The sequence below is a fragment of the Sphingopyxis sp. SCN 67-31 genome, from assembly GCF_001725095.1.
In genome coordinates this window covers 1-10,140 of the sequence record NZ_MEFH01000111.1, presented here as the reverse complement: position 1 = coordinate 10,140, position 10,140 = coordinate 1, and the positions used below count along the sequence as shown (strand labels likewise).

The following is a 10,140-nucleotide window of genomic DNA, read 5'->3' as shown; positions in this document are numbered from 1 at the left end:
TCGCGATAGCCCGCTTCGAGCGCCGCAATCGCCTTGCGCCCGTCGCGCGCGGTCTCGCGCAGCGAATCGAGTGCGGCGTCATAGCCTTCGGCGATATAGCCGCCCTGCGCGGCATCGACCGGCGGGGTTTCGATCAGCGCGCGCGTCAGTTCATCGACCAGCGCGCCATGACCGTCGAGCCCCGGCAGCAGCCGCGCGAGCAGCGGCGGCAGATCGGAGCGCAGCGCAAGCCGCTCGCGCAGGAGGCGTGCACCGCCGAGCGCGTCGCGAAGCTGCGCCAGATCGCGCGGCCCGCCGCGCCCAGCGACAAGACGGCCGAGCGCGCGGCCCGCATCGGGCAGCGCGCGCAAGGCGGCGCGCAGATCGGCGCGCCACAAGGCATCGCGCGCCAGCGCATCGACGAGATCAAGCCGGTCGAGAATCGCGCCCTTGTCGGTGAGCGGGCTTGCAAGGTCGTCGGCAAGCAGCCGCGCGCCCGCCGCGGTCACGGTGCGGTCGATCGTGCCGAGCAGGCTGCCGTCGCGCGCGCCGGCCATGGTGCGAACCAGCTCCAGGCTCTCGCGCGTCGCCGCGTCGATCGCCATCCGGTCGCCCGCGCTGTGCCGCACGGGCGGCTGCAGAAAGACCGCCCCTCCGGTGCCGACATGGTCGAGATAGGCGGCGATCGCGCCCATGGCGGCGATTTCACCGCGCGAGAAATTGCCGAAGCCGTCGAGCGTCTGCACCCCGAACAAGGCCTCGAGCCGCTTCTGCCCCGCGCCGCTCGCGAACTCGGCGGCGGGGCGGCGAACGATCTGGCGCGCCGCCGACGGCGGCTGTTCGTCTGCCGCTTCGCTGATCAGCAGTTCGGACGGGGCCAGCCGCGCCAGTTCGGCGTCGACCGCTTCGCGCCGCACCGCGACGACCTCGAACCGCCCGGTGGAGATATCGGCGGCGGCGATGGCGACCAGTCCTTCGCTGCCGACCTCGGCAAGCGCCGCAAGCCGGTTCGCGCTCCGCCCTTCGAGCAGCGCCTCTTCGGTCAGTGTCCCGGCGGTGACGAAGCGCACGATGTCGCGCGCGACGAGCGCCTTCGATCCGCCGCGCGCCTTGGCCTCGGCGGGGGTTTCGACCTGTTCGGCGATCGCGACGCGGTGGCCGGCGCGGATCAGGCGGGCGAGATAGGCTTCGGCCGAATGGACGGGAACGCCGCACATCGGCACCGGTTCGCCGCCATGCTCGCCGCGCGAGGTCAGCGCGATGTCGAGCGTCGAGGCCGCTGCCTTGGCATCGTCAAAAAACAGTTCGAAGAAATCGCCCATGCGGTAGAAGAGCAGACAATCGCCGGCCTTTTCCTTGAGCGACCAATATTGCGCCATCATCGGCGTCGCGGCGGGAGGGGCCTTGCTGTTGCTGTTGGCGGGAGCGGGAACGGACATCCGCCCCTGCTTAGTCATTGGGGCTCGCATGGCAAGGCGCGCGGGCCAGAAACACGGGGTTCCATTTCGCCAAGCCGACGCTAGGGAATGGGCTCGGACGCGCATCCTGATAATCGAAGTAGGGGATAAAGAATGGACGGCGGCAGCAAGGTGCAATTTTCGGACCGCGAGGCCCTGCTCTATCATAGCTATGGGCGGCCGGGGAAAATCGAGATCGTCGCGTCGAAGCCGATGGCGACGCAGCGCGACCTCAGCCTCGCCTATTCGCCGGGCGTCGCGGTGCCGGTGAATGCAATCGCCGAGGATCCGGCCAAGGCCTATGACTATACCGCCAAGGGCAATCTTGTCGCCGTGATCTCGAACGGCACGGCCATCTTGGGCCTGGGCAATCTCGGCGCGCTCGCCTCGAAGCCGGTGATGGAAGGCAAGGCGGTGCTGTTCAAGCGCTTCGCCGATGTCGATTCGATCGACCTTGAGCTCAAGACCGAAGACCCGCAGGCGTTCATCGACGCGGTCGAACTGCTCGAACCGAGCTTCGGCGGCATCAACCTCGAGGACATCGCGGCCCCCAACTGCTTCATCATCGAGGCGGCGCTCAAGGAAAAGATGAACATCCCGGTGTTCCATGACGACCAGCATGGCACCGCGATCATCACCGCCGCCGGGCTCATCAACGCGTGCCATCTGACCGGGCGCGATCTGGCCGACATCAAGGTTGTCGTCAACGGCGCCGGCGCTGCGGCCATCGCCTGCACCGCGCTGATCAAGGCGATGGGCGTGCGGCACGAAAATGTCATCATGTGCGACCGCAAGGGCACCATCTACCAGGGCCGCACCGAAGGAATGGACCAGTGGAAATCGGCCCACGCCGTTCCGACCGAAGCGCGCGACCTGACCGAAGCGCTTAGCGGCGCGGACGTCTTCCTCGGCCTGTCGGCGGCGGGCGCGCTCAAGCCCGAGATGGTGAAGGACATGGCGCCCGCGCCGATCATTTTCGCGATGGCGAACCCTGATCCCGAAATCTCGCCCCCCGATGCCCGTGCGGCGCGCCCCGACGCGATCATCGCAACGGGGCGTTCGGACTATCCCAACCAGGTCAACAATGTGCTGTGCTTCCCCTTCATCTTCCGCGGCGCGCTCGACGTGCGCGCGACCGCGATCAACGAAGAGATGAAGATTGCCGCCGCCTATGCGATCGCCGATCTCGCGCGCCAGCAGGTGCCCGAGGAAGTGGCGGCGGCCTATGGCGGCCGCGCGTCGAGCTTCGGCCCCGAATATATCATCCCCTCGCCCTTCGACCCGCGGCTGATGGAGATCGTCCCCGCGGCGGTCGCAAAAGCGGCGATGGAGACGGGCGTCGCGCAGCAGCCGATCGACGATCTGGAGGCGTATCGCACGCGGCTGCGTGCCCGGCTCAATCCGACCACATCGGTCCTCACCCTCGCCTATGAAGCGGCGCGCGCCAATCCGAAGCGCGTCGTCTTTGCCGAGGGCGAGGAAGAAGTGGTGCTGCGCGCCGCGATCCAGTTCCGCGACGGCGGCTATGGCATTCCCGTCCTCGTCGGGCGCGAAGGTCTGCACAACAAGCTGCGCGACATGGGCGTCGCCGACCCCGAAAGCTTCGAGGTTCATAACAGCGTCAATTCGCCGCACGTCCCCCAGATGGTCGAAATGCTCTATGAGCGGCTCCAGCGCCGCGGCTATCTGCGCCGCGACATCGAACGTATGGTCAACCGTGATCGTAACATCTTCGGCTCGCTGCTGCTCAAACTCGGCCTTGGCGATGCGATGATCACCGGCGTGACGCGCACCTATTCGCAGACGATGCGCGAAGTGCGGCGGGTGATCGACCCTGCCGAGGGCAAGACGGCCTTCGGCATTCACGTCCTCGTCGGACAGCATCACACCATCTTCATGGCCGACACGACGGTCAACGAACGCCCCTCGGCCGAAATGCTCGCCGACATCGCCGACCGCACGGCGCAGGTCGCACGCCGCATGGGTCACGAACCGCGCGTTGCCTTCCTGTCCTATTCGACCTTCGGCAACCCGCCGGGATCGTGGCTCGACAATATCCGCGATGCCGTCCACATCCTCGACGATCGCCAGCCGGCCTTCGAATATGAAGGCGAAATGTCGCCCGACGTCGCGCTGAATCCGCGCGTCATGGCCAATTATCCCTTCTGTCGCCTCTCGGGCCCCGCGAATGTTCTGGTGATGCCGGGGCTGCAGTCGGGCAATCTGTCGGCAAAGCTGCTGCGCGAACTCGGCGGCAGCGCAGTCATCGGACCGATGCTGATCGGGATGGAAAAGCCGGTGCAGATTGCAACGATGGCGTCCACCGCCTCGGATCTGGTCACACTGGCGGTTCTGGCGGCGGGCGGCATCGCAGTCTGATCCAACGAAAAGCGGCGCTGATCCATGGATCATCGCCGCTTTTCATCGTCTGCAGAGATCCCGAACGGGGGCTTACTGGCCCTGTGCGCCGCCCCCGACACCCGGCGCGCCGACCGCGCCGATATTGCCGAAAATATCCTCGAAGAAGCTGCGATGACGGCCCAGCGTCGGCGTGCTGTCGCCGTTCGGGCTGATCTTGCTCACCTGTTCGAGCCCGGTGCGGTCGACGCCGACGACATTGCCTGCGGGATCGAAGCTGACGCGCAGCACCTGCTGCGACACAGGCCGCGGGTGGGCGAAGGCGAGCTGGCGCGTTTCGCGCGACAGATAATAATATTCATTGTTGCCGAACTGGCCGACGAAGGTCGGACGGCCGAGCGTCTTTTCCACCGACTCGCGATTGTCGACGCCGGGGGTGATCGCGTCGGTCAGCACCGGATCGACGATATAGCCCTGACGCCCCTTGAGCTGGGCGCATCCCCCCGCCGACAGCGCAAGCGCGACCCCGGCAAGGATGAGGCCCGCGCGGCGGCCGGTAAGCGAGGCAATGGTTTTCGGCATCAATCGGTCTCCGTTGCGCGCGGCTCGCCGGACGGCGGCGCAGGCGCTGGCTTGTGCGCCTCTTAACCGCAAGCGGACGGGACGCACAAGCGGCTTATGCCGCCGCAAAGCTTGCTGCAGGCTGACCGGTGCCTCTTTTCCGCGACGCCGAATGGGCCTAAGCGGTGGGCCATGTTCTCGATCAGCAAATTCTTCCGATCCGCCCCCGATCCCCGCGAAGCGCGGCGTCCGCTCTGGAACGCCGTCGTCGCGGCCGCGCGTGCGCCGCACTGGTATCTGGCGGGACAGGTTCCCGACACGCTCGACGGCCGCTTCGACATGGTCAGCTTGGTACTCGCGCTCGTCCTCCATCGCATCGACGATGATCCCGACCAGGCGCTGGCGGGGGTTGAACTGACCGAATTGTTCGTCGCCGACATGGATGGGCAGATGCGCCAGATCGGCTTCGGCGACATGGTGGTCGGCAAACAGGTCGGGCGCATGGTTGGTGCGCTCGGCGGACGGCTGGGCGCCTATCGCGCGCCCGATGGGTCGGCGGCGCTGGAAGAAGCGCTGGTGCGCAATCTGTGGCGCGGCAAGGCGCCGCCCGCCGAAGGACTGGCGCATGTCATGGCCGCGGTGGCGGCCCTTCGCACGGGGCTTGCCGCGATGCCGGTTGCGGACCTGGTCGTCGCCGACCGCTTGCCCGGAGAGCCCGCATGACCAATCCCGAACTTTCGCACATCGTCACCCTCGCCGACGCGATGCAGGGCCGCAAGGTCGCGCTCGACGCCGACGAAGCGACCCGCACCGCGATCGCCAAGCGACTCGGCCTGGTCGCGCTCGATCGCTTCGTCGTCGAGGCAGAGGTGTTCGCCGTCGCCGGCGGGATCGCCGCAAGAGGCCGCATCACCGCGGACGTCGTGCAGGCGTGCGCCGCCACCGATCTCCCTGTCCCTGCGCACATCGCCGACCCCTTCGACCTGCGCTTCCTGCGCGACATCGGCGCCGACGCGAGCGAGGAAGAAGAGGTCGAGATCAGCGCGGACGATTGCGATGTCCTGCCGCTCGAAGGCGATCGCGTCGATATCGGCGAAGCCGCGGTGCAGACGCTGTCGCTGGCGCTCGAGCCCTTTCCGCGCCATCCCGATGCCGACCGCATCCTCGCCGAAAAGGGCGTGCTGACCGAAGAACAGGCCGGTCCCTTCGGCGCGCTCGCCCAGCTGCGCGGCAAGGACGCTTCCTGACGTCGGCAGCGGGCGTCAGTCGGTCTTGGGCTCGTCCTTGACGAGATCGGCGACCGCGGCGTCGAGGCCCGAATCGGCGGGCGCCGGCTCCGCCGCGCCGTCCGCCTCGGCATCGGTATCGGCCGGTTTGGACGTTTCGTCCGCGCCTTCGTCTGACTTTTCCTCGGCCGGCTTGTCGCCGCGCGCGACCGGGAGCGATCCGCCGAGCGCGTTCGCGAGCCCGACCATCTGTTCGGCCAGCACCTTGTCGACGGCCGGCGCGATGTCGGCGACCTTGAAGCGCATATAGCCGCCGACGACATAGTCGAAGCGGATCGCACTACCCGTCGGCGTCTTTTTGATCTGGATCGTCAGCGTCCCCGTGACCGCCTCGCCCTGCAGCGGCCCGAACGCGCCCGACAGGCGCATCATTTCCCCCGGCTTGGCGAAGATGATCCGCGCGTGCTGGACGCTGCCGACACCCTGCCCCTCATCGGGCAGCTTTTCGCAGAAACAGCCACCGGCCTGCGAGTCGAGCCAGAAATTGGCGGCATCGCCCGACCAGCTATGCTCTTTCGACCACCATTTGTCGGGGGTGCGGAGCATTTTCCACACATCTTCGGGCGTCGCGGCGACCTGCGCCGTATGCGCGACGGTGAAACCGATGTCGCTCTGATCGATGACCTTGGCCGCTGCCGGCGAGGCGACGCACGTCGCCGCGAACAGGAGCGCGCCGAAAGACGATTTCACATGCATGGATCATTCCCCCTTCGCCGCCTTCATAGACGGCGCCAGGGGGGCTGACTAGCTGGCGTCGCTTCGCAGGATCGCCTCGATCGCATCGTTGACGGCGTCGATCGCGGCCATGCCATCGACCTTGCTGACGATCCCGCGCGCCTCGTAGATCGGCAGGATCGGTTCGGTCTTCGCGCGATATTCGGCCATGCGCGTGCGCACCGTTTCCTCATTGTCGTCGGGACGGCGCTTGAAATCATGGCTGCCGCACACGTCGCAGGTGCCTTCGACCTTCGGCAGCTTGTAGCGATCGTGGTAGCCTTCGCCGCAATTGGCGCACGAAAAGCGTCCGGTGATCCGGTCGACGAGCGCATCTTCGTCAACGACCAGTTCGATGACATGGTCGAGCTTGCGGCCGCGCGCCGACAAGATGCCGTCGAGCGCCTCGGCCTGCGCCGCGGTGCGCGGATAGCCGTCGAAGATGACCGAGGTTTCGTTCCCGAGCTCGTCGAGCCGCTCGCCGATCAGGCCCGAGACGATTTCGTCCGACACCAGTTCGCCCGCGTCCATCACCGCCTTGGCCTGCAGGCCGATCGGCGTTCCCGCCTTGACGGCCGCACGGAGCATGTCACCGGTGGAAAGCTGGACCATCCCATGCTCTTCCACCAGACGCGAAGCCTGCGTTCCCTTGCCGGCTCCCGGCGGTCCAAGCAAAATGATGTTCAGCGTCATGACGCCCCCTGTTGCCTACCCTGTCAGGATTTCGCCTAGCGACCGCGTCAGCGGCGCGCAATGCCGCCCTTCAATTTGGCCTTCTTGATCAGATCGCCATATTGGTGCGCGAGCATATGGCTCTGGATCTGGCTGATCGTATCGATGGTGACATTGACGATGATCAGCAGGCTGGTGCCGCCAAGCTGGAACGGCAGGCCCGACCCGGCGATGAAATATTCCGGGATAAGGCAGATGAGCGCCAGATAGGCGGCGCCGATCACGGTGATGCGGGTCAGCACGAAATCGAGATAGGCCGCGGTATTCTTGCCCGGGCGGATGCCGGGGATGAAACCGTTCTGGCGCTTCAGATTGTCGGCGGTTTCCTCGGGGTTGAAGACGACCGCGACGTAGAAGAAGCAGAAGAAGATGATGCCGGCGGCATAGAGCGCCATATAGAGCGGCTGGCCGTGCGCCAGATACTGGTTGAGCGTGATGAGGAAATCGCCCCAGGCGGTGTCGCCCTTCACATTATTGCCCAGCATCTGCGTGACGGTCAGCGGCATCAGCAGCAGCGACGAGGCGAAGATCGGCGGGATCACGCCCGCGGTATTGACCTTCAGCGGCAGGTGGCTGCGCTCGGCCTGCATCACGCCGCGCTGCGTCGCGCGCTTCGGATACTGGACGAGCACGCGGCGCTGTGCGCGTTCCATGAAGCTGATGAAGGCGATGATGATGATCGCGCCGCCGATGACCGCGACGATCGTGCCGCCGCCCATCGATCCTTCGCGAACCTGCGTGAACATCTGGGCAAAGCTGCGCGGAAGCTGCGCGAGAATGCCCGCCATGATGATCAGCGAGACACCGTTGCCGATCCCGCGGCTGGTGATCTGTTCGCCGAGCCACATCAGGAACAGCGTACCGCCGACGATGCTGATGACTGCGCCGACGCGGAACATCATGCCCGGATCGACGACCGCGGCGATGCCCTGGCTCTGGCCGAGCGTTTCCAGCCCGACGGCAATGAAATAGCCCTGGATCGCGGTGAGCAGCACGGTGCCGTAGCGCGTATATTGGTTGAGCTTCTTGCGGCCGCTTTCGCCCTCTTTCTTGAGCGCGGCGAGGCTCGGGGCCAGCGCCGCGGCGAGCTGCACGACAATCGACGCCGTGATATAGGGCATGACGCCGAGCGCGATGATGCTCATGCGCTCCAGGCTGCCGCCCGAGAAGGTGTTGAAGATGTCGAGGATGCCGCCCGACGCCGCCTGGCTGTAAAGGCGCGACAGCGCCACGGGGTCGACCCCGGGCAGCGGCACGAACGACAGGAAGCGGAAGACGATCAGCGCACCGATCGTGAACCAGATGCGGTTCTTGAGTTCGGTCGCCTTGCCGAACTTCGAAAAATTGATGCTGGAAGCAAGCTGGTCGGCGCGAGAGGCCATGGGTAGTTTCCTCGAGGATATTCCGGACCGCGCCCCCGGCGACCCCGCGCCTATGTGCGTTCGGCGGTTACGAAGCGCAAGGGGAAAGGCCCATTTTTGATGGGGCGTTCATTCGCCCCATCGATCCGCTCGCATCTGGCGGGGCCGGTACGGCTCTCGAACCTGCGCTATCGAGCGGGAATAGAGATGATCACAAAGACGAAGGGCGATCCCTTTCGGAACCGCCCCTTGTCCGAATTACTCGGCCTTCGCTTCGGCCGCCGGCAGGTCGACCTTGCCGCCCGCCTTTTCGACCGCCTCGATCGCGCCCTTCGACGCGCCGGCAACGGCGAAGTTGAGCTTCGCGGTCAGTTCGCCCTTGGCGAGGAGACGGACGCCGTCCTTGCCGCCGCGGGCCACACCGGCCGCCTTGAGCGCCGCATGGTCGACAGTCGCCTTGGGGTCGAGCTTCTTGGCATCGACCAGCTTCTGCACCTGGCCCAGGTTCACGATCGCGAAATCCTTGCCGAAGATGTTGTTGAAGCCGCGCTTCGGGATGCGCATGTGGAGCGGCATCTGGCCGCCCTCGAAGCCATTGATCGCGACACCGCTGCGGGCCTTCTGGCCCTTCTGGCCGCGGCCGGCGGTCTTGCCCTTGCCCGAACCGATGCCGCGTCCGACGCGCATGCGGCCCTTGCGGGCGCCGTTGTTGTCACGAAGATCGTTAAGCTTGATAGTCATTTTGCACTCGCTTTCGCTTTTGTCGCGCTTTGAACCCGGTGTTTCAGTCGGGTTCGATTTCACTCGACGGTTGGAAGCCGGGATAAGGCCCGGCCTTTTCCATCACGATCGCCTGCGCCACATGGCCGCGGCCATCGACGCAGGTGATCGACGGACTGCCGTGAAGTTGCCACCCCCGATTGAGCAGCCCTTCGACACGCGCGCAGAAGGCGGCATCGTCGGGACCGGTCAACAGGCGATAGAGTTTCACTTTAGCCCTCGATTACTTCCACCATGTGCGGAAGCTTGCGGATCATGCCGCGCACTTCCGGGGTGTCGACCAGTTCGACTTCGCGGTTCATCTTGCCCAGGCCGAGGCCGGTCAGGATCTTGCGCTGGTCCTTGGGACGACGGATCGGCGAACCGATCTGGCGGATCTTGATCTTCTTGTCGGCCATTGTCTTACTCCGTCACCGCCGCGGCTTCAGCCTCGGCTGCACGATCGGACACGCCGCCGCGCTTGATCAGGTCCGAAACCTTCTTGCCGCGACGCTGCGCGACCGACTTCGGGCTGGTCTGTTCGCCGAGCGCCTGGAAGGTCGCGCGGATCATGTTGTAGGGGTTCGACGTGCCGACCGACTTGGTCACCACATCGGCAACACCGAGCGATTCGAACACGGCACGCATCGGGCCACCGGCGATGATGCCGGTACCTGCAGGTGCCGAACGCACGGTGACGTTGCCGGCGCCGAAATGGCCGCGACCGTCATGGTGCAGCGTGCGGCCGTCGCGCAGCGGAACGCGAATCATCGCCTTCTTCGCAGCGGCGGTCGCCTTCGAAATGGCTTCGGGCACTTCGCGCGCCTTGCCATGACCGAAACCAGCGCGGCCCTTGCCGTCACCGACGACGACGAGCGCGGCGAAACCGAAGCGCTTGCCGCCCTTCACGGTCTTCGAGACGCGGTTGATGTG

The 10,140-nt window shown here is 66.0% G+C and carries 12 protein-coding genes; 3 read left to right on the top strand and 9 right to left on the bottom strand.

The genetic code is table 11. From position 1 onward, the window contains the following. On the bottom strand, window positions 1-1,418 hold a 1,418-nt coding region (locus ABS88_RS20115), incomplete at its 3' end, for a MutS N-terminal domain-containing protein (protein WP_502686173.1). A gap of 132 nt (window positions 1,419-1,550) precedes the next feature. On the opposite strand from ABS88_RS20115, the gene ABS88_RS20110 reads away from it, so the two are divergent. Next, window positions 1,551-3,815: an NADP-dependent malic enzyme gene (locus tag ABS88_RS20110; protein WP_286750407.1), complete on the top strand. Its 2,265-nt coding sequence runs from the start codon at window positions 1,551-1,553 to the stop codon at window positions 3,813-3,815. Between the two features lie 72 nt (window positions 3,816-3,887). On the opposite strand, the gene ABS88_RS20105 is transcribed toward ABS88_RS20110, so the two are convergent. Continuing rightward, window positions 3,888-4,376 (bottom strand): outer membrane protein assembly factor BamE, encoded by a 489-nt coding sequence (locus ABS88_RS20105; protein WP_086457929.1) that lies wholly within the window; start codon window positions 4,374-4,376, stop codon window positions 3,888-3,890. A gap of 171 nt (window positions 4,377-4,547) precedes the next feature. On the opposite strand from ABS88_RS20105, the gene ABS88_RS20100 reads away from it, so the two are divergent. Together ABS88_RS20100 and ABS88_RS20095 are read left to right on the top strand one after the other, a co-directional pair. After that, the gene (locus tag ABS88_RS20100) at window positions 4,548-5,078 is read left to right on the top strand and encodes a ubiquinol-cytochrome C chaperone family protein (RefSeq protein ID WP_286750406.1); all 531 of its coding nucleotides are present in this window, start codon (window positions 4,548-4,550) and stop codon (window positions 5,076-5,078) included. Further along, window positions 5,075-5,602: a YceD family protein gene (locus ABS88_RS20095; RefSeq protein WP_286750405.1), complete on the top strand. Its 528-nt coding sequence runs from the start codon at window positions 5,075-5,077 to the stop codon at window positions 5,600-5,602. Before ABS88_RS20100 ends, ABS88_RS20095 begins: the two co-directional genes overlap by 4 nt. Before the next feature lie 15 nt (window positions 5,603-5,617). Here ABS88_RS20095 and ABS88_RS20090 read toward each other — a convergent pair whose 3' ends face one another. The 7 genes from ABS88_RS20090 to rpsE form a co-directional block, all read right to left on the bottom strand. Continuing rightward, a complete protein-coding gene (locus tag ABS88_RS20090) occupies window positions 5,618-6,337 on the bottom strand; it encodes an SRPBCC family protein (protein WP_286750404.1) in 720 nt (239 codons plus the stop codon). Between the two features lie 48 nt (window positions 6,338-6,385). Next, complete coding sequence (locus ABS88_RS20085; RefSeq protein ID WP_286750403.1) at window positions 6,386-7,048, bottom strand: adenylate kinase; 663 nt, start codon at window positions 7,046-7,048, stop codon at window positions 6,386-6,388. A 47-nt stretch (window positions 7,049-7,095) separates the two neighbouring features. Continuing rightward, window positions 7,096-8,469, bottom strand: coding sequence for a preprotein translocase subunit SecY (secY, locus tag ABS88_RS20080; RefSeq protein ID WP_086457933.1), 1,374 nt, complete (start codon window positions 8,467-8,469; stop codon window positions 7,096-7,098). A 237-nt stretch (window positions 8,470-8,706) separates the two neighbouring features. Then, window positions 8,707-9,189 carry a 50S ribosomal protein L15 gene (gene rplO, locus ABS88_RS20075; protein ID WP_062767596.1) on the bottom strand — a complete coding sequence of 161 codons (483 nt, stop codon included), beginning with the start codon at window positions 9,187-9,189 and terminating at the stop codon, window positions 8,707-8,709. A gap of 43 nt (window positions 9,190-9,232) precedes the next feature. Then, complete coding sequence (locus tag ABS88_RS20070) at window positions 9,233-9,439, bottom strand: DUF1737 domain-containing protein (protein WP_003042257.1); 207 nt, start codon at window positions 9,437-9,439, stop codon at window positions 9,233-9,235. Between the two features lies 1 nt (window position 9,440). Beyond that, complete coding sequence (rpmD, locus tag ABS88_RS20065; RefSeq protein WP_003042255.1) at window positions 9,441-9,626, bottom strand: 50S ribosomal protein L30; 186 nt, start codon at window positions 9,624-9,626, stop codon at window positions 9,441-9,443. 4 nt (window positions 9,627-9,630) lie between these two features. Beyond that, on the bottom strand, window positions 9,631-10,140 hold a 510-nt coding region (rpsE, locus tag ABS88_RS20060), incomplete at its 5' end, for a 30S ribosomal protein S5 (RefSeq protein ID WP_286750402.1).

Bases quoted from the DNA above. Each gene is read 5' to 3' on its own strand.
- ABS88_RS20090 (WP_286750404.1), bottom strand. From the start codon at position 6,337: ATGCATGTGAAATCGTCTTTCGGCGCGCTCCTGTTCGCGGCGACGTGC.
- ABS88_RS20085 (WP_286750403.1), bottom strand. From the start codon at position 7,048: ATGACGCTGAACATCATTTTGCTTGGACCGCCGGGAGCCGGCAAGGGA.
- ABS88_RS20100 (WP_286750406.1), top strand. From the start codon at position 4,548: ATGTTCTCGATCAGCAAATTCTTCCGATCCGCCCCCGATCCCCGCGAA.
- rplO (WP_062767596.1), bottom strand. From the start codon at position 9,189: ATGACTATCAAGCTTAACGATCTTCGTGACAACAACGGCGCCCGCAAG.
- ABS88_RS20105 (WP_086457929.1), bottom strand. From the start codon at position 4,376: ATGCCGAAAACCATTGCCTCGCTTACCGGCCGCCGCGCGGGCCTCATC.
- rpmD (WP_003042255.1), bottom strand. From the start codon at position 9,626: ATGGCCGACAAGAAGATCAAGATCCGCCAGATCGGTTCGCCGATCCGT.
- ABS88_RS20110 (WP_286750407.1), top strand. From the start codon at position 1,551: ATGGACGGCGGCAGCAAGGTGCAATTTTCGGACCGCGAGGCCCTGCTC.
- ABS88_RS20095 (WP_286750405.1), top strand. From the start codon at position 5,075: ATGACCAATCCCGAACTTTCGCACATCGTCACCCTCGCCGACGCGATG.
- secY (WP_086457933.1), bottom strand. From the start codon at position 8,469: ATGGCCTCTCGCGCCGACCAGCTTGCTTCCAGCATCAATTTTTCGAAG.